At 74.8% G+C, this 15,830-nt stretch carries 22 protein-coding genes; 9 read left to right on the top strand and 13 right to left on the bottom strand.

Annotation, left to right across the window (positions count from 1 at the left end):
- Window positions 1-12: 12 nt before the first annotated feature.
- The 8 genes from ACIPW5_RS10395 to ACIPW5_RS10360 all read right to left on the bottom strand — a co-directional run bounded on the left by ACIPW5_RS10395 (window position 13) and on the right by ACIPW5_RS10360 (window position 5,213).
- On the bottom strand, window positions 13-477 hold the full coding sequence (locus ACIPW5_RS10395; RefSeq protein ID WP_401243048.1) for a hypothetical protein: 465 nt from the start codon (window positions 475-477) through the stop codon (window positions 13-15).
- On the bottom strand, window positions 474-1,058 hold the full coding sequence (locus tag ACIPW5_RS10390) for a hypothetical protein (protein ID WP_401243046.1): 585 nt from the start codon (window positions 1,056-1,058) through the stop codon (window positions 474-476). Before ACIPW5_RS10390 ends, ACIPW5_RS10395 begins: the two co-directional genes overlap by 4 nt.
- A 19-nt stretch (window positions 1,059-1,077) precedes the next feature.
- Window positions 1,078-2,640 (bottom strand): multicopper oxidase family protein, encoded by a 1,563-nt coding sequence (locus ACIPW5_RS10385; protein WP_401243044.1) that lies wholly within the window; start codon window positions 2,638-2,640, stop codon window positions 1,078-1,080.
- A 96-nt stretch (window positions 2,641-2,736) separates the two neighbouring features.
- Window positions 2,737-3,084, bottom strand: a complete 348-nt coding sequence (locus tag ACIPW5_RS10380) for an ArsR/SmtB family transcription factor (RefSeq protein ID WP_401243043.1) — start codon at window positions 3,082-3,084, stop codon at window positions 2,737-2,739.
- Between the two features lie 178 nt (window positions 3,085-3,262).
- Complete coding sequence (locus tag ACIPW5_RS10375; RefSeq protein WP_007261943.1) at window positions 3,263-3,637, bottom strand: hypothetical protein; 375 nt, start codon at window positions 3,635-3,637, stop codon at window positions 3,263-3,265.
- Window positions 3,638-3,754: 117 nt separating this feature from the next.
- Window positions 3,755-4,417 (bottom strand): lysophospholipid acyltransferase family protein, encoded by a 663-nt coding sequence (locus tag ACIPW5_RS10370; RefSeq protein WP_401243040.1) that lies wholly within the window; start codon window positions 4,415-4,417, stop codon window positions 3,755-3,757.
- Window positions 4,418-4,580: 163 nt separating this feature from the next.
- Window positions 4,581-4,886 carry a DUF6247 family protein gene (locus ACIPW5_RS10365; RefSeq protein ID WP_401243039.1) on the bottom strand — a complete coding sequence of 102 codons (306 nt, stop codon included), beginning with the start codon at window positions 4,884-4,886 and terminating at the stop codon, window positions 4,581-4,583.
- A gap of 78 nt (window positions 4,887-4,964) precedes the next feature.
- A complete protein-coding gene (locus ACIPW5_RS10360) occupies window positions 4,965-5,213 on the bottom strand; it encodes a hypothetical protein (RefSeq protein WP_401243036.1) in 249 nt (82 codons plus the stop codon).
- A 72-nt stretch (window positions 5,214-5,285) separates the two neighbouring features.
- Here ACIPW5_RS10360 and ACIPW5_RS10355 point away from each other — a divergent pair, with 72 nt between their 5' ends.
- The gene (locus ACIPW5_RS10355; protein ID WP_401243033.1) at window positions 5,286-6,083 is read left to right on the top strand and encodes a maleylpyruvate isomerase family mycothiol-dependent enzyme; all 798 of its coding nucleotides are present in this window, start codon (window positions 5,286-5,288) and stop codon (window positions 6,081-6,083) included.
- Between the two features lie 54 nt (window positions 6,084-6,137).
- Here ACIPW5_RS10355 and ACIPW5_RS10350 read toward each other — a convergent pair whose 3' ends face one another.
- Window positions 6,138-6,533, bottom strand: a complete 396-nt coding sequence (locus ACIPW5_RS10350) for a RidA family protein (RefSeq protein ID WP_401243150.1) — start codon at window positions 6,531-6,533, stop codon at window positions 6,138-6,140.
- 144 nt (window positions 6,534-6,677) lie between these two features.
- Here ACIPW5_RS10350 and ACIPW5_RS10345 point away from each other — a divergent pair, with 144 nt between their 5' ends.
- The gene (locus tag ACIPW5_RS10345) at window positions 6,678-7,661 is read left to right on the top strand and encodes a helix-turn-helix transcriptional regulator (RefSeq protein ID WP_401243032.1); all 984 of its coding nucleotides are present in this window, start codon (window positions 6,678-6,680) and stop codon (window positions 7,659-7,661) included.
- 24 nt (window positions 7,662-7,685) lie between these two features.
- Here the strand turns inward: ACIPW5_RS10345 and ACIPW5_RS10340 are convergent, their stop codons facing one another.
- Together ACIPW5_RS10340 and ACIPW5_RS10335 are read right to left on the bottom strand one after the other, a co-directional pair.
- A complete protein-coding gene (locus ACIPW5_RS10340; RefSeq protein ID WP_401243029.1) occupies window positions 7,686-8,585 on the bottom strand; it encodes an NAD-dependent protein deacetylase in 900 nt (299 codons plus the stop codon).
- Between the two features lie 18 nt (window positions 8,586-8,603).
- Window positions 8,604-9,596: a hypothetical protein gene (locus ACIPW5_RS10335; RefSeq protein WP_401243027.1), complete on the bottom strand. Its 993-nt coding sequence runs from the start codon at window positions 9,594-9,596 to the stop codon at window positions 8,604-8,606.
- A gap of 252 nt (window positions 9,597-9,848) precedes the next feature.
- On the opposite strand from ACIPW5_RS10335, the gene ACIPW5_RS10330 reads away from it, so the two are divergent.
- The 6 genes from ACIPW5_RS10330 to ACIPW5_RS10305 all read left to right on the top strand — a co-directional run bounded on the left by ACIPW5_RS10330 (window position 9,849) and on the right by ACIPW5_RS10305 (window position 13,550).
- Complete coding sequence (locus tag ACIPW5_RS10330; protein WP_401243024.1) at window positions 9,849-10,232, top strand: NUDIX hydrolase; 384 nt, start codon at window positions 9,849-9,851, stop codon at window positions 10,230-10,232.
- Between the two features lie 68 nt (window positions 10,233-10,300).
- Complete coding sequence (locus ACIPW5_RS10325) at window positions 10,301-11,095, top strand: PIG-L deacetylase family protein (protein ID WP_401243022.1); 795 nt, start codon at window positions 10,301-10,303, stop codon at window positions 11,093-11,095.
- A 110-nt stretch (window positions 11,096-11,205) separates the two neighbouring features.
- Window positions 11,206-11,796 carry a VOC family protein gene (locus tag ACIPW5_RS10320; protein WP_401243019.1) on the top strand — a complete coding sequence of 197 codons (591 nt, stop codon included), beginning with the start codon at window positions 11,206-11,208 and terminating at the stop codon, window positions 11,794-11,796.
- 180 nt (window positions 11,797-11,976) lie between these two features.
- A complete protein-coding gene (locus tag ACIPW5_RS10315; protein ID WP_401243017.1) occupies window positions 11,977-12,357 on the top strand; it encodes a hypothetical protein in 381 nt (126 codons plus the stop codon).
- 4 nt (window positions 12,358-12,361) lie between these two features.
- On the top strand, window positions 12,362-12,721 hold the full coding sequence (locus ACIPW5_RS10310) for a hypothetical protein (protein WP_401243014.1): 360 nt from the start codon (window positions 12,362-12,364) through the stop codon (window positions 12,719-12,721).
- A gap of 43 nt (window positions 12,722-12,764) precedes the next feature.
- On the top strand, window positions 12,765-13,550 hold the full coding sequence (locus ACIPW5_RS10305) for an SDR family oxidoreductase (protein WP_401243012.1): 786 nt from the start codon (window positions 12,765-12,767) through the stop codon (window positions 13,548-13,550).
- Here the strand turns inward: ACIPW5_RS10305 and ACIPW5_RS10300 are convergent.
- Entirely contained in the window at window positions 13,540-13,749 is a 210-nt protein-coding gene (locus ACIPW5_RS10300; protein ID WP_401243009.1) for a hypothetical protein, read from the bottom strand. The two genes, ACIPW5_RS10305 and ACIPW5_RS10300, sit on opposite strands and share 11 nt — an antisense overlap.
- 136 nt (window positions 13,750-13,885) lie before the next feature.
- Here ACIPW5_RS10300 and ACIPW5_RS10295 point away from each other — a divergent pair, with 136 nt between their 5' ends.
- Window positions 13,886-14,536 (top strand): TOPRIM nucleotidyl transferase/hydrolase domain-containing protein, encoded by a 651-nt coding sequence (locus ACIPW5_RS10295; protein ID WP_401243006.1) that lies wholly within the window; start codon window positions 13,886-13,888, stop codon window positions 14,534-14,536.
- A 22-nt stretch (window positions 14,537-14,558) separates the two neighbouring features.
- On the opposite strand, the gene ACIPW5_RS10290 is transcribed toward ACIPW5_RS10295, so the two are convergent.
- The gene (locus tag ACIPW5_RS10290) at window positions 14,559-15,713 is read right to left on the bottom strand and encodes an aminotransferase class V-fold PLP-dependent enzyme (protein WP_401243003.1); all 1,155 of its coding nucleotides are present in this window, start codon (window positions 15,711-15,713) and stop codon (window positions 14,559-14,561) included.
- Window positions 15,714-15,830 lie beyond the last annotated feature (117 nt).

Below are 15,830 nucleotides of genomic sequence, written 5' to 3'. Positions count from 1 at the left end.
GCCGCCGGGACCCTACCGCGTCCGCTCCACGGCCACCGTCCAGGCGGCCACGTCCGCGGCGGTGGCCGGGCGGGGTTCGGCGTCGTAGAGCTGGGCCACGCCCTCGTCGGGGCGGGTGGCGGGGTTGGTCGCCCAGAAGTACGTCTGCCCCACCTGGTACTTGTGGGCGGACTCGTCGCTCTGGCTGACCAGCACCTCCCCCGAGGCGCTGCCCTTGAGGACGTGCCCGACGCGCACCCGGTAGGCGTCGGAGGGCAGGCCTTCGACGGTGCGGCGGCCGAGGTCCTCGACGACCGTGCCGGTGAACACGGCGGTGGCGTCCGGGGCGACGAGGAGCGGGTCGGTGGTGTCGAAGGCGTGGACGGCCTCGCCCTCGGTGTGTGCGTCGCGGTACCGCTCCCAGCCCAGCCAGGCCCCGCCGACGAGTGCCGCCGCGGCGGCGGCCGGGACGGCGGCCGCGAGCAGCAGCCTGTTCACGGCCGTCCCCACAGCCGGTGGTAGGAGATGCGGTCGTTGGCGGTGACCCGGTCGATGCCGAAGCGGGCGGCCTCCGCGTTGTCGGCCCACATGATCGAGCCCGCCTCCGTGCTCTTGTGGCAGAACCCCAGCGCGTGGCCCAGTTCGTGGGTGGCGACGCGGCGCCGGTGGGCGGTCGTGCCGCGCGTGCCGCCGGCGTCGAGGTAGTGGCGGTTCATCGTGATGGTGTCCGTCCCCGGGCGGCCGGTCCAGCGGGCGAGGACGTTCTTCCAGTCGCCGCCGCTCGACCGGGTGTCGTTCCACTCCAGGTCGGCGATCTCCGATGCCGTGTCCGGACGGAAGGCGACCTTGTGGAGGCTGCCGCCGGTCCACTGGCCGACGGCATGGGCCCGCGCGTCGTCGAATACGGTGTCGTCCTCCCAGGCGATGACCCCGTGGTCCACGGAGGACCGTCCCCGGGAGTCGTGGCCGGAGGGGACGCACGCCTCGGGCCCCCGGCCGGGGGCCGGACCGGGATGCGGCAGCGACAGCAGGACCGTCGCGGCGGTGGAGGCCGCCAGCCCGCTCAGGAAGAGGAACACCCGGGAACGTTACCCAAGGTCAGCCCCCGTGCACAAAATGTGGCCGCGGGGCCCGCGACCCCGGGGCGCGTGCGGGATCGGCAGCGTGGGGCGGAGCGGTCGGGAGGGTGCGGGAGACCCGGTCTTCCGTGCCGGGTTCGACGATCACGAACTGCCCCATCATGCCCCGGTCCTCGTGGCGCAGGATGTGGCAGTGGAACATGTAGGGCGTCACGGGATCGGTGAAGCGGCCGAACTCGACGGCGAGCCTCGCCGTGGACTTCGCGGGCACGAAGACGGTGTCCTTCTGCGACTGGTACCAGGCCGGGGGCTGCCTGCCGTCGATGTCGAGGACCCGGAGGGCCACCTCGTGGATGTGGAAGTTGTGCGCGTGGTCCCGGGCTTCGACCTCCCAGATCTCCCTGGCCCCGGCCGGCACGACCTCGTCGATACGCCCCATGTCGTAGTCGCGGCCGCCGATCGCGTCGTCCCCGTCGAGCCGGAACCTGCGCACCCGGGCTCCCGCGGGGACCTCGATCGGCGGGGTCGACGCCAGGCGGGCGGGCACCTCCGGTGACGGGCGCAGCCGCTCGGCGGCGATGAACTCCAGCAGGTCGAAGTCCCCCTTGTCGATCTCGTCCCGGCCTCCGAAGCCGCGCATGACGACGCTCTCCCCCGGGGAGAAGGCGACGACGATCTCGGCCCGTTCGGCCGGACTCAGCGAGATCCGGTCCACCCGTACCGGCGCGGGGAGCAGCCCGGCGTCGGCCCCGACGACCTGGAACGCGCGGCCGTCGGCGAACCCGAGGTGGAAGAGGCGGGCGTTGGAGGCGTTGAGGATCCTCAGGCGCACCCGCCGGGTCCCGACTTCCAGGTGGGGGGCGAGGGTTCCGTTCACAAGGGTCCGGTTGCCGAGGAAGAACACCGAGGAGTCGAGCCCGTCCTCGGACAGGGTGCCGTCGTCGTTGAGGACCTTGTCCTGCACGATCAGGGGGAAGTCGTCGACGCCGTAGGTCCGGGGCAGGTCCAGGGCCCGGGATGCCGGGTCGTCGAGCAGGAACATCCCGGCCAGGCCCCGGTACACGTGCTGGACGGTGTAGCCGTGGGGGTGGGGGTGGTACCAGGTGGTGGCGGCGGGCTGGTCGACCGTCCAGTGCGGGGTCCAGGTGGCGCCCGGTGCGATGGTCCGCTGGGGTCCGCCGTCCATCAGGGCCGGAACCCTCATGCCGTGCCAGTGGACGGTGGTTTCCTCGCCGAGCCGGTTGACGACCTCCAGCCTGACCCGGTCCCCGCGCGAGGCGCGCAGCGTCGGGCCCAGGTAGGACCCGTTGAACCCCCAGGTCGGGGCGGGCCTGCCGGGCAGGAACTCGGTCCTGCCCCGCTGTGCCGTCAGGGTGAAGGTCTTCACCCCGGACCCGTCCACGACGGGTTCCAGCAGGGGCGGGATCCGCAGCGGGTTGGCGAAGCCGGGGGCGCCGCCGCCGGTCGGCCTGGCGGTCGCCGGGCGGTCGGGGCCGCCCGCGGGCGCTCCGCAGCCCTGGAGGCCGGCTGCGGCTGCCGCCGCGGCGGTGGCGGTCAGCAGGATGAACTCGCGACGCTTCACTTGATCAATATGGGGCAAGGGGTGCCGCATCCCCCGTATCCGCCCGTCGGTGCGGGTGTCGGGACCGCACCCCCGCTCCCCCTGCCCGCCGCCGTGCTACATGCGGGCCGGGGCGGGGTCGGAATCGTTCAGCTCGGCGATCAGGGCGTTGCGGCCGGCCAGCATCTCCGTGAGGATCCGCCGTGCGGCGCGCAGGAGTTCGGCGACGTCGCCGCCGGCGAGGGCGTACGTGACGGTCGAGCCCTCGCGGGTGGAGACGACGATGCCGGAGCGGCGCAGGACGCCCAGCTGCTGCGACAGGTTGGACGCCTCGACGTCGATCTCGGCCAGCAGGTCCCGTACGGGCATCGGGCCGTCCTGGAGGAGCTCCAGCACGCGGATGCGTACCGGGTGACCGAGCATCCGGAAGAACTCGGCCTTGGCCTGGTACAGCGGGACCTGCATTCCCACGACGCTCCTGTTCTCCTCTTCGAACGGACCCCGGCTCGGGCGGGGGGCCACCGCCCCCACCCATCGTGGCGTCCTGTCGGCCCACGCGGAACCGATGATGACTGGTTTCACATGTTCCGAGTTGAAGAGTTCTTCAACTCATGGGCATGCGTGGGCCCGACGGACGCCGCGGCTAGACCTCCAGCTCGGCTTCGATGCGGCTGAGCTGGTGGCGGGCCATCGCCAGGTTCGACCGGCCCCGGTCCAGGACCAGGTAGAGGAACAGACCGCCGCCGGAGCGGCTGCGCCGGATCCGGATCAGGTGGTACTGACCGCCCAGGGTGATCAGCACGTCCTCGATGTCGTCCTGCATGCCGAGCATCTCCATCGTGCGCAGCTTGGCCCGGATGACGTCGGTGTTCCCTGCGGCCGCCACCGTCAGGTCCAGGTCCTTGCCCCCGCCGAGCGTGCCCAGGGCCATCCCGCTGGCGTAGTCCACCAGGGCCACTCCCAGGGCCCCTTCGATCGAGGTCATCGCTTCCTTCAGTGACACTTCCACGTTCGCCATGGCTGTTCTCCGTTGGTGTCGGGTGCCGGGCGCGGCACGGATCTTCCGTACCGGGACGCTACCGATCGCGCGGCTCCGTCTGGCGGGATCAACGGAATTGGCCGGATTCCGCTGCCGTCACGCGGCGCGGGCGGCGGGCTCGCGCAGCCGTGCCGCCGCCGTGCGCCAGGCGTCGGTGACGGCCTCGTGCGCCTGGCGGGTGCGGGCGGCGGTGTCGCCGGTCAGTTCCAGCGGGCGTCCGACGTGGACGTGCAGCCGGGGCCGCCGCAGCGGGGCGGTGACGAGGCCGGCGACCTGCTTGGCGGTGCCTCCGGAGGTGATGCGCCGGGCCCCGGCGTGGCCCACCGGTACGACGGGCGCCCCGGTGCGGGCGACGAGCCGCGCGAGCCCGCTGCGGAAGGCGAGGGGCGCGGCCTCGGCGGCGTCGCGGCGGGAGGGGATGCCGCCTTCGGCGTACATGAGCACCGAGCGTCCCGCCGCGAGGGCGGACGCGGCGTGGTCGAGCGCCTCGGCGGCCCGCCGGTCCCCGCGGTGGACGGGGATGTGGCCCTCCCGGACGAGCAGGCGGCCCAGGAGCGGGGCCCGCCACAGGCCGGCGGCGGCCATCACGACGGGCTCGACGCCGCAGCGGCGCAGGGCGGCGAGGACCACGGCGGGGTCGGCGAGGGAGGTGTGGTTGGCGACGATGACGCTGCCGGGCGGCACGTGGGCGTCGGGTTCGGTGGTGACGCGGACGTGCCCGAAGGTGGGGACGAGGAGTTGGGCGAGACGGCTGAGCATGGCGTTCTTCCCGTTCGTGACGGCGGCTGCGGCGGCTGCGGTGGGTGCTCCCAGGGTCGCCGCCGCGCGCCGGGCCCGCCTGAGTCGTCCTACTCAGGCCCAACGGGTCGCGCTACCCAGAGGATGCGCGTGACCGGCTGCGCGGGGAGGCCGCGCCGGCGGCTCAGCGGCGCCGGCCGCGCAGCCCCTCGGGACCGACGAACCCGCTCTCGTCGTGGCCGGCTCCGAGGAACGCGTCCACCTGCGGGGCGGAGGCGAGCCGGGCCTGCCAGGTGGTGACGACCTCGTACGGCCCGGCGAGGGAGAACGTGCGGCGGGACTCCTCCAGCGCCCGCGCCCATTCCTCCTCGAAGGCCGGCACCCAGCGCTCGCCCCGGCGGTCGGCGCGCAGGGCCGCGAGGAGTTCGGCCGGGGCGCCGGGCGCGGGGGCCCGGTGCGGGGCGGGTACGTGTTCGGGCTGTGCGCTCACGGCTCCTCCAGGCGGTCGTCCCCCCACGGTAGCCGCCGGGGGTCCGGCCGGAGGGCGCGTCGGACGCCCCCGCGTCCGTCAGGCGCCGGCCGGTGCGGCAGGTTCCCGGCGGTGTTCCAGCCAGGTGCGGCCCAGGTCGTCCCAGATCATCTGGTACCGGCCGAAGACCTCGTCGAGCTGGGCGAAGGTGAGTTCCTCGGGGGAGGTCGAGGCCACGAGGTATTCGAGGTCGTCGGCGAGCCGCCGGAAGCGGTACTGCGCCTCTTCCATCAGGACCGACCGGGAACGCCAGTTGAAGAACGGCTCGACGGCTCCCAGCAGGGTCACCGGTGCCCCGCACGCCAGGGCCGGACGAATATTCGGTGTCCGAGGACCTGATCATGGTGGTAGACAGGCGCGGTGCAAAACACTTTTGACTTCACCGACCTCCTGCGGCTCATAGACGAACGGTCGACCGCGTTCCGTGCCGTGGTGGCCTCCGCGCCCGATCTCGACGCGCAGGTGCCCAGCTGCCCCGAGTGGAAGCTGTTCGACCTCGTCCGGCACCTCGGCGGCGGCGACCGCTTCTGGGCCGCCATCGTCGCCGCGGGCCCCGCCGACGGTCCCCCGGCCGGGGCCGCCGAGGCGCGCGCCGCGCTGGTCGTCCCGCGGGAGCGCGAGGCGCTGGCGGCGTGGCTGGACGAGTCGACGCGGCAGCTGCTGGACGCACTGCGGGAGGCGGGCCCCGACGCCGGCTGCTGGGCGTGGTGGGAGGAAGTGCAGTCGCCGCTGACCGCCGGGACGGTCGCCCGGCACCGGGTCCAGGAGACCACGGTCCACACCTACGACGCCCAACTCGCCCTCGGAGAGCCGCAGCCGCTGCCGGAGGAGGTGACGCTGGACGGTCTCGAGGAGTTCCTGACCACCTGCGTCGCCACCGCCGCCGCCTGGCCTCACAAGCCCGCCGTCCTCGACTTCCGCACCACCGAGGGCCCCGTCTGGCGCCTGACGCTGGACGGTTCCGGCGCCCGGGTCACCCTCCTGCCGGCCGGCGCCGAAGCGGCGGACCAGGACCCGGCAGCGGCCTGGGCCGGCCTCCACGGCACGGCCGGCGAGCTGGTGCTCGCCCTCTACGACCGCATCCCGTTGGACTCCCTGCGGGTCGACGGGGACGCGGCACTGTGGGACCAGCTCCGCGACTGGGACCCGACGGCCTGAGAGGCGTACGCCACCCCCGCGTCCCGGAGGCGCGGGGGCGGCGGTGCTGCCCCCTCAGGCGACGGCGGTGCCGTCCAGCTCGACCATCAGGCCGGGGATCGCCAGCCGCGTCACCCCGAGCATGGTGCTGGCCGGCGCCACCCGGGCGGCGGCCAGCCGCCCGGCCAGCACGCCGTAGTGCCGGAAGAGCAGGTCGACGTCGGTCGTGTAGACGTTGAGGCGGATCAGGTTCGACAGGGACATGCCGGCCTCGGCGAGCACGGACTCCAGGTTGTCGACGCTCAGCGCCAACTGCGCCTCCATGTCGCCCTCGTGCTGCGGCTTGCCGTCGGCGCTCATCGCGGTCTGCCCGGATACGTACAGGGTCCGGGTGTGCCCCGTGACCAACTCCCCCTGGTTGAATCCCAGTTCCGTCGACCACGACACCGGGTTGACCGCCGTTCGTTCCATCGCCACGTCAGCTCCATTCGATCCGCTGGAAGTTCGTACGCACACAAGTCCGCCGGCCCGGCAACCGCCGGCCCCGGCCTCGTGGGAACGAGCCTCGCAGCGAATCACGACATCCTCCGTCAGGTATTCCGTTAGGGTTCCGGCATGCGCGCCGACCGGCTGGTCTCCCTGGTGCTGCTGCTGCGGCAGCGGGGTCGGCTGACCGCGGACGCCCTGGCCCGTGAGCTGGACGTGTCCACCCGCACCGTGCTGCGCGACATCGAGGCGCTGTCCGCGGCCGGTGTCCCCGTCTACGCCGAGCGCGGCCGGCACGGCGGCTTCTCGCTGCTGCCCGGCTTCCGGACCGAGCTCACCGGGCTCAACCACGACGAGGCCCTCGCCCTGCTGACCGCCGGACCGGGGCGCGGCGAGCCGGTGTTCGGCCTCGGCTCGGCACTCGCGTCGGCCATGCGCAAGGTCGTCGACGCGCTGCCCGAGGGCCACCGGGCCGTCGCGAGCGACGCGGCCCAGCGGTTCCTCGTCGATCCCGAGACCGACCTGCTCTCGCGCCGCTCCGCCGCCGAGGAGATACCCGGCACCGTGTTGACCGAGGTCCGGCGGGCGGTGCTGGCGGGGCAGAAGCTGCGCATCCGCTACGCGGCCACGGGCGAGGCGCCCCGGTGGCGTACGGTCGACCCGATCGGGCTGGTCACCGTACGCGACCGGAGCTACCTCCTGGCCGCGCGCGAGGGCGCCGACCGTACGTACCGGCTGTCGCGGATGCCGGCGGCCGAGGTGCTGCCCGAGCCCGCCGAGCGGCCGGACCGGGTCGATCTGGACCGGATCTGGCGGGAGCGCTCCGCGCGGTTCCTCTCCGGCAGCGAGCACCTCGCCGTGCGGGTACGGGTGGACCCGGCGCACCGCGAGGAACTGCTGGACACCGCGTTGGCCGTCCGCGCGGAAGAACCCGCCGCGGACGACGGCTGGGCACGGCTGGAGGTGACCTTCCAGGACTCCCGGCACGCCGAATGGGCCCTGTGGCGGCTCGGCACGGCGGCCGAGGCCCTGACCCCGCACTCCCTCCGCGCCGCCCTCCAAGCCCGCGCCACCGCACTCGCCACCCGCTACGCGGCCCCGCCCGGGGAGTGAGGACCCGCCTCCTGCGGCCGGTGGCTAGGGGGTGTCCGGGGTGGGTACGGGGATGGTCAGGCGGGTGGCCACGGTGGTGAGGGAGGGGCCCAGGGGGAGGGCGATGCGGGTGGTGGCGTCGCGGTCGCCGCGGGTCGGGTCCTGGTTGACGATCAGGACCGGTTTGCCGGCGCGGGCCGCCTCGCGGACGAAGCGGAGCCCGGACATCACCGTCAGGGAGGAGCCCAGGACCAGCAGGGAGGCCGCCCCTTCGAGGAGGGCGCGGCAGTGTGCGACCCGCTGCGGCGGGACGGATTCGCCGAAGAACACCACGTCGGGTTTGAGGATGCCGCCGCATTCCGCGCACGGCACCACGCGGAAGTCCGCGACCTGCTCGTCCGTGAGGTCGGCGTCACCGTCCGGGTTCATCGCGGCGGCCACCGGCTCGAATCCCGGGTTGGCCGCCTCCAGCCGGCGGGCGAGGTCGCCGCGCGTCCCGGTGGCGCCGCAGGTGAGGCAGACGACCCGGGCGAGGCTGCCGTGGAGCTCCACCACCGGGTCGCTGCCGGCGGCCTGGTGGAGGCCGTCGACGTTCTGGGTGATGACCCCGGCGAGCAGCCCGTGCCGTCCGAACGCCGCCACGGCCCGGTGCCCGGCGTTGGGGCGGGCGCGGCCGAAGGTGCGCCAGCCGAGGTGGCTGCGGGCCCAGTAGCGGCGGCGGGCCCGGTCGCCGGCGGTGAAGTCCTGGTAGGTCATGGGGGTGTGCCGGGTGAGGCTCCCGCCCGCGCCGCGGTAGGCGGGGATGCCCGACTCGGTGGAGATCCCCGCCCCGGTGAGGACGAGGACCCCGCCCGCGCCGAGCGCGTCGGCGACGGGGCCGAGGTCCGTGGTGCCGGGCGGCAGGTCCTCGGTCGGGGTCCAGCTCAGCGTGGGGCGCGTGCGCATGCTGCCAGCGTACGGAAACTAGGCCAGCAGCCACTGGGGCGGGTGGGCGGGGTCGGCCGGGCAGGTGAAGACGTGCAGGTCGCGGTCGCGGCCGAAGCGGAGCCGGGTGGGGGCGGTGACCGAGTCGTCGCGGAGGAGCGCGTGCGGGCCCGGCCGGGACGGGTCCCGGTCCTCCAGCGGCAGCCAGCTGTGCGAGCCGCCGTCCGCCTCGCCGCCCTCGGCGGTCAGCAGCAGCCGCATCGGGGCCGTGCAGGCCGTGCAGTCGACGTCCATCGGGCCGGTGGACGCCCAGCTGGGGTAGCCGCCGACGCGCCATCCGGGCGGGATCGACAGGTCGTACTGGTAGCAGGGGGCGTCCGGGCCGTGTTCCGCGGCCTGGGCGTCGTCCCAGGCGTCGATGCGGGCGATCAGCGGGGCGGGCAGGGTGTCGTCCTCCGCCCAGGGGTAGGTGTCCACCTCCTCGGGGTGCAGGACGCACGGCTCGGGCAGTTCGTGCTCCCAGGGCAGCAGGGCCGGCTCGGGGGCGGCGGGCAGGCGTTCCGCGCGCTCGGCCTCCTCGGCGCGCCGCCACCGCAGGAGGTAGCGGCGTTCCAGGTGCCGGCCGTGCGTGCGGGGGCAGCGGAGGAGCTGGACCAGGTCGGCGCCGCCGGGTCCGGCGGCCAGGCCCGGGACGTCCCGGCGGAAGAGCTGCGCCAGTCCCGTGAACGGCACGGGGCCGCCCCCCGCCGGGGCCCCCGCGGCGGGCCACGGGCGGCTCTCCGGCCGGGTTCCGGCGGCCCGGGCGGCGCGGATCTCGTCGGGGGCGTGGCCCTCGGTCTCGGGCTGGTGGGGCTCGTGGCACAGGGGCCACGGCTCGTCGGCCGGCCAGAGCAGCGGTCCGCCGACGTGGCTGTCGTACGGGCCGGGCGATCCGCGCCGGGGGTGCAGGCGGGTGGTCCGGCCGCGGTGGGCGGCCAGTTCCGGGAACACGGCCTCCACGGACACGGGTCTGGGCGGCGTGGTCCTCGTCATGGCGCGACCGTACGGGGTGGGGGTACGGCGGCGCGAGGCATTTCGCCGGGCGGTGGCGGCGGCCCGCGCGTCCGGCAATCCCCCGGTCGGGCGACCCGGCCCCGTTCGAGCGGGTTTCAACGCTGCCGGCCCGTGCCCCGCGCGCCCGGCGGGCGGGTCTGGGACGTGCGTTCGACGGCCGTCCCCGGGCGGGCCCGTTACGGTCCGTTCCGCAGCCCGTTCCCCTGGTCCGTCCCCCGTGAGGAGTGCGCGATGACCGTTCCCGAGGAACCGCGCGGTGCCGCCGCGCTGCTGGTCGACAGCCGCGGCCGCTACCTGTTGCACCTGCGCGACGCGAACAAGAGGATCTGCGACCCGGGCACGTGGTCCATCACCGTCGGAACCGCGACGGCGCGGAGTCGGCGAAGGGATCACTTCGACGCGGCCACCGACGGGCCCGGGGACCAGCCCGGGACCGGGTTCGTCTTCCGGGCCCGGCGGTGGACCGGAACGCCCGAGGTCCGGGAGCCCGACCGGTGCGTCTCCTGGGACTGGTGGCCGGCGGACGCGCTGCCGGAGCCGGTGGTCCCGTACGCGCGGACGGCGATCGAGGGCATCCGCGCGGGCCGGCTCTACAGCGAAATCGGCCGGGAGTGAGAGCGGTTCGCCCGCTCCCCCGCCCCGCCGCGCCCCATCCCGTGACGGTCCGCCACGAGGAGGTACCCGTGCCCCTGCCCCTGCCCCTGCCCCTGCCCCTGCCCCTGCCCAGTCTGCTGGGCGTGTTCGCCCACCCCGACGACGAGGCCCTCGTCGCCGGCGGAGTCCTCGCCCAGCACGCCGCCTCGGGCGCGCGGACCGCCGTCGTCACCACCACCTGGGCCCCCGGCACCCGCCGCGCCGCCGAGCTGTCCGACGCGCTGGCGGCGCTGGGGGCCGGCGAACCCCGCCTGCTGGGGTACGCCGACCACCGGGTCCCGGACTCCGCCCCCGGCCGGCCGCGGCTCTGTGACGCGCCGCTCGACGAGGTCGTCGGGCGGCTCGTCGGACACCTCAGGCGGTTCCGGCCGCGGATCGTCGTCACCCACGACGCGTACGGCCAGCTCACCGGGCACCCCGACCACCGCCACACCCACCGGGTCACGGCCCTCGCCGTGACCGCCGCCGGGCTGGAGCACCTCTACCCGGAGGCGGGCGCCCCCTGGCAGCCCCACGCCCTGTACGCGGCCACCCACCCGCACTCCGCCGTCGCCGACCTCGCGCCCCTGCTGGCCGGGGCCCGGAAGTCCGTCCTGAGCGTGCCGGACCACCTGGTCAGCGCCACGGTCGACGTACGCCCCTGGCTCGGCGCCAAGTGGGCCGCGGTCCTCGCGCACCGCAGCGAGGCCGCCCGGGAACGGGCGCTGCCCGGGATCCTGTCCCGCCTCCCGGCCGGGACGCGGGACCGCGTCCTCGCCACCGAGTACTTCACCCGGCTCCACACCCGTCCGGCCGCGCTCGGGCTGACCGGCCTGACGGCATGAGCGCCCGTCGGGACAACGGCCGGGGAGAAGTATCCACTTGTACTCGGCGCGCCCGGTCGGCAGGGTGTCCGGATGCGGGCTGATCTTGTTGCGGGGGCCGGGGGGAACGGATGCTGACGGGGATCGTGATCGATGCGCTGGACGTCGTACGCATGGAGCGCTTCTGGCAGGAGGCGACCCGGGGCCTGACGGACGGCCTCCGGCTGCGGTTCGTGCCGGCGGCGGCGCCGAAGGCGGGCAAGAACCGGCTCCACCTCGACCTGGCCGGGGGCCCGGACTGGGAGGCGGAGGTGGCACGGCTGCTCGCGCTCGGAGCCACCCGGGCCGACATCGGCCAGGGGGGCGTCCCGTGGGACGTGCTGGCCGATCCGGAGGGCAACGAGTTCTGCGTGCTGCGGCCGGGACACCCGGGCGTGCTCGCCGACTCCGGCCTGGTCGCGGTCTGCCTCGACATCGCCGAGGAGGACCGCCCCGCCCAGGAGGCCTTCTGGCCGCCCCGGGCGGGCTGGAACGCGGTGGAGTCGCACGCTTGGGGCTTCCGGCTCCGCAGGACTCCCACCAGCACGGTCTCGCTGGTGATGGGACCGCCCGCGGCGCCGAAGGCGGGGCGGAACAGGCTGCGCCTGGAGACCGCCCGATCCGGCGGGGAGCCGGGCGAGTTCCTCGACGCCGGCGGCAACGAGTTCCACGTCACCGGCTGAGCAACGCCCGTCCGGGACCCGGCTTGAGTCTCCCTCGGGGGGGGAGAGACGTCACGCTGGGGGCATGGACAGCGACGTGCTCTCCTCCATCGGAGAACCATCCCGCCGGACCGGCGCCTGCGACGGGCCGTGCTCCGCGCGGTCGCCAGGACCGGCCCCACCACCATGGAAATGGATCTGATGCACCGACTCGCCACGCTTTCCCGGACCGAACGCCACCGGCTGGTGTCCGGCTTCATCGACGAGACCTTGGAGGGGCTCGACACCGATCCCGAGTTCGTGGCCCTGATGCGGTCCGTCATGCCCGAACTCCCGGACGATCCCGGGCCCGAGCAGGTCGAGGCCTGGGTGGAGCTCGCCGGGCTCTGCCAGAGTCCGGACTTCCGTGCCGCGATCCGCCGCACGGCGCAGGACCAGGCGCAGGAACCCTGTGCCGAGCGTTACCGGGGCCTGCTGGCCACGGTCGACGGATGGCCCGGTTCACCGGCTCTCGCCCCGGTCCGCCCCTGGTTCACCACGGCCTTCGCCGGGACCGGTGCCGGCACGGGATCGGGGGTCTGAGGCGGTGCGGACGCGTGAACTGAAGTTCGGCCTGTACGCGGACGAACAGGGCCTCGCCTGGGTACGGGGGCTCGTCGGGGAGGCGGTGGGCCGCCGCAGCGCCCGGATCACCGGGGAGAGCGTCTCCACGGACACCCTCCCCCACAGCGCGATGACGACCGCCGACCTGTACGACCACCTGGCGGAGCAGTGGGCCGTGGAGAACCCCGGGCGGAGCAGCGGATCCCGGCAACTCGTCCGGCTGTGCGTCCGCTTGGAGTGCTCCCTGCGGACGTGGCGGGCGGTGCGCACGTCGGTGATCGCGTCCATGTGCCCGGCCGGGACGGCCCCCCACGTCTGCCGGGTGCCGTGGATGGCGGGCTGACGGCGGCTTGGCGTGTCGCCGCGGAGGCCGGATGATGGCGGTCGTGACGACTGCACAGGAGACCGGGTCGGGTTCCGGCAGGCCGGTGGCGCTGGTGACGGGGGTCGGCCGCACCGTCGGGATCGGGGCCGGCATCGCCCGTGAACTGGCCGGGGCGGGCTGGGACATCGCGTTCACCTACTGGACGCCGTACGACGCGCGCATGGCCTGGGGCGTCGAGGCCGACGCGGCGGGCACCATCTCTGAGGTCCTCGCGGAGCAGGGTGCCAGGACGGTGGCGGTGGAGGCGGACCTCGCCGATCCCGGGGCTCCCGGGCGCGTGTTCGACGAGGTCGAGCGCCGGCTCGGCGGCGTCACCGCCCTGGTGATGTCGCACTGCGAGTCGGTCGACTCCGGCCTGCTCGACACCACGCTCGAAAGCTTCGACCGCCACTTCGCGGTGAACGCCCGTGCCACCTGGCTGCTGATCCGCGAGTACGGCCGCCGGTTCCGCGGTGCCGCGGGGACCGGCCGCGTGATCGGCCTGACCAGCGACCACACCGTCGGCAACCTGCCCTACGGGGCGAGCAAGGGCGCGCTGGACCGCATCGTCCTGGCCGCCGCCCATGAACTCGGCCACCTCGGGATCACCGCCAACGTGATCAACCCGGGTCCGGTCGACACCGGTTGGATGTCCGACGGCATCCGGGAGCACGTCCTCGACCGGACGCCGCCGGGCCGCCTGGGCACCCCGCAGGATGCCGCCCACCTGGTCGGGTTCCTCTGCTCGCCACAGGGGCAGTGGATCAACGGGCAACTGCTCAAGAGCGACGGCGGCTTCACCGCCTGACCTTGCCGCGTTCGCCGACCGCTGCGGCACAGCCCGGCCCGTCGGAGGACGGCACAAGCTCCCGCAGGACCGCCGCGCTGCGCTGTTCCCGGTCCTCGTCGGTTCCGTACGCCTGCGGGGCCGCGAGCGCGGCGAGGGCGGCCGCGACCACGGCGGCCCCGGCGGTGCACGACGACACCGTCCGGTTCGCACGGACCACCGTCCTCCCTCCTTCGAGCGTCCTCCGGCGTCCCGGGCGCGGCCAGTCGATCTCGGCGGTGCTTCTTCGCGGCGGTCCGTCAGGGGGCTGGGAAAACCGGTTCCCGCCGTGCCCGGGGGTGCAGCACAATCGCCGCATGGCAGACGTGGGAGTGTTCCGGCGCGCGGTCGCCGACTGGGCGGCGGGCGGCCCCGGCGGGCCGGCCGCGCGGGCGGCGGCCGAACTCGGGGTCGCGGTGGTGGTGCTGGTCGAGGGGCCCAGCGACCTCGCCGCCGTCGAGACCCTGGCGGCACGCCTGGACCGGGACCTGGCCGCCGAGGGCGTCTGCGTCGTCTCCATGGGCGGAGCGATGAACGTCGGCCGCCACGCCCGGCTCCTGGGCCCGGCCGGGCTGGGACTGCGCCTGACCGGACTGTGCGACGAGCGGGAACAGCCGTACTACGACCGCGCCTTCCGCGGGGCCGGCGCTCCCGGCCACGCGGTGTTCGTCTGTGTGCAGGACCTGGAAGAGGAGCTCATCCGCGCGCTGGGCCTGCCCGGGGTGGAAGGGGTCGTCGAGGCGGAGGGCGACCTCGTCCCGTGGCAGACCTTCGTCCGCCAGCCGGCGCAGCGGGGCCGGGACCCGCACCAGCGGATGCGGCGCTTCCTCGGGACCAGGAAGGGCCGCAAGATCCGCTACGGGCACCTCCTGGCGCAGGCCGTCGACCTCGACCTCGTTCCCGCGCCCCTCGCCGCCCTGTTCGGCGCCCTGCACCGTGCGGAGGACGCCGGTCTGGGGAGCCGCTGATCCGGCGCGCGCCCGCCCCCGGCTACGCGAGTGCGCCGTCGAGGGCGTCGAAGAGCCGCTCGACGTCCTCGTCCGTGGTGTGCAGGTGCGGGCTGATGCGGATCGACGCGCCGCGCACCCCCACGAAGACCTCCGCCGCCTCCAGCCGCGCCGCCACCCGTCCCCGCAGCTCTTCGGGGACGGCGATGCCCAGCATGTGCGGGCCGCGGGGCGCGGGGGTGGGCAGGGCCCGCTTGCGGGCCTCCTCCTCGATGCGGGCGGTGACCGCCGAGAGCGCTCCGGCGACGGCGGGAACCGTCCAGGCCGACAGCTGCCGCAGGGCGGCGACCGCCATCGGGGTGAGTTCGAACGCGGTGCGTCCGCCCGCGTCGAAGCGGCGGGCGCCCGGCTGGTAGTCGGAGCGGTAGTCGACGAGTCCGGCGAAGTCCTCGGAGCCCGCGCGCAGGATCCAGTTCTCCTCCAGCGGCCGCCCCTGGTGGTGGGCGGGAGAGGCGTAGAGGTAGCCCAGCCCGAAGGGGCCCAGGAGCCACTTGTAGCCGACGCTGACGAGGAAGTCGGGCCGGAGCACGCCCACGTCGAGCGGCACGGCCCCCGCCGACTGGCTGGCGTCGACGACGAACGCCGCGCCGGCCGCGCGGGCCGCCCGGGCGATCGGTTCCAGGTCGAGCAGGGCTCCGTCGGTCCAGTGCACCTGCGGTACGCAGACCAGGGCCACGGCCCCGTCCAGGGCGCCGAGGACGGCTTCGGTCCAGGTCGCGCCCGGTTCCCGCCGGACGGTGAGCAGGGAGGCGCCGGTGCGCTCGGCCAGCCGCCACCAGGTGTAGACGCCGGAGGGGTACTCGCCGTCGAGGACGAGGATCCGGCTCCCCGCGGGCGGGTTCAGATTGGCGGCGGCGACCGCGAGGCCGTAGCTGGTGGCGGGGACGAGGGCGATGTCGTCGGCGGTGGCGCCGATGATGCCGGCGAAGAGCGACCTGCGCTCCTCCGCCCCGTCGAACCAGTCCGCGGTGCGGATCCGCCAGGGCTGGGCCCGTCGGCGCAGGGCCGCCTCACCGGCGTCGCGGGCGGTCCGCAGGGTCGGGGCGAGCGAGGCGGTGTTGAAGTAGGCGACGTGGCCGGGGATGTCGAAGAGCTCCCGGGCGGTGCCGAACGGCGGGTGGCCGTTGGTCGTGGTCATGGCGCTCCTTGCCTGTCGGTGACGGGCTCCGCGGAGGCCGGGCCTGCCGCGTGGGTGCCGGCCCCGCCCCGCGCCGGGGCGGCCTCCCCTCCGATCATGCACGTCGTGGCCTCGGAT

The sequence above is a fragment of the Streptomyces sp. NPDC090077 genome, from assembly GCF_044747545.1.
Taxonomy (GTDB): domain Bacteria; phylum Actinomycetota; class Actinomycetes; order Streptomycetales; family Streptomycetaceae; genus Streptomyces.
The sequence above is the reverse complement of the archived record's forward strand: the minus strand, read 5'-3'. Positions and strand labels throughout refer to the sequence as shown.

Excerpts from the sequence above, each read along its gene's own strand:
- ACIPW5_RS10340 (WP_401243029.1), bottom strand. The coding sequence starts at position 8,585 with ATGCGCACGCGCCCCACGCTGAGCTGGACCCCGACCGAGGACCTGCCG.
- ACIPW5_RS10380 (WP_401243043.1), bottom strand. The coding sequence starts at position 3,084 with ATGCAGGTCCCGCTGTACCAGGCCAAGGCCGAGTTCTTCCGGATGCTC.
- ACIPW5_RS10370 (WP_401243040.1), bottom strand. The coding sequence starts at position 4,417 with ATGCTCAGCCGTCTCGCCCAACTCCTCGTCCCCACCTTCGGGCACGTC.
- ACIPW5_RS10290 (WP_401243003.1), bottom strand. The coding sequence starts at position 15,713 with ATGACCACGACCAACGGCCACCCGCCGTTCGGCACCGCCCGGGAGCTC.
- ACIPW5_RS10345 (WP_401243032.1), top strand. The coding sequence starts at position 6,678 with ATGCGCGCCGACCGGCTGGTCTCCCTGGTGCTGCTGCTGCGGCAGCGG.
- ACIPW5_RS10320 (WP_401243019.1), top strand. The coding sequence starts at position 11,206 with ATGCTGACGGGGATCGTGATCGATGCGCTGGACGTCGTACGCATGGAG.
- ACIPW5_RS10350 (WP_401243150.1), bottom strand. The coding sequence starts at position 6,533 with ATGGAACGAACGGCGGTCAACCCGGTGTCGTGGTCGACGGAACTGGGA.
- ACIPW5_RS10315 (WP_401243017.1), top strand. The coding sequence starts at position 11,977 with ATGCACCGACTCGCCACGCTTTCCCGGACCGAACGCCACCGGCTGGTG.
- ACIPW5_RS10295 (WP_401243006.1), top strand. The coding sequence starts at position 13,886 with ATGGCAGACGTGGGAGTGTTCCGGCGCGCGGTCGCCGACTGGGCGGCG.
- ACIPW5_RS10330 (WP_401243024.1), top strand. The coding sequence starts at position 9,849 with ATGACCGTTCCCGAGGAACCGCGCGGTGCCGCCGCGCTGCTGGTCGAC.
- ACIPW5_RS10375 (WP_007261943.1), bottom strand. The coding sequence starts at position 3,637 with ATGGCGAACGTGGAAGTGTCACTGAAGGAAGCGATGACCTCGATCGAA.
- ACIPW5_RS10335 (WP_401243027.1), bottom strand. The coding sequence starts at position 9,596 with ATGACGAGGACCACGCCGCCCAGACCCGTGTCCGTGGAGGCCGTGTTC.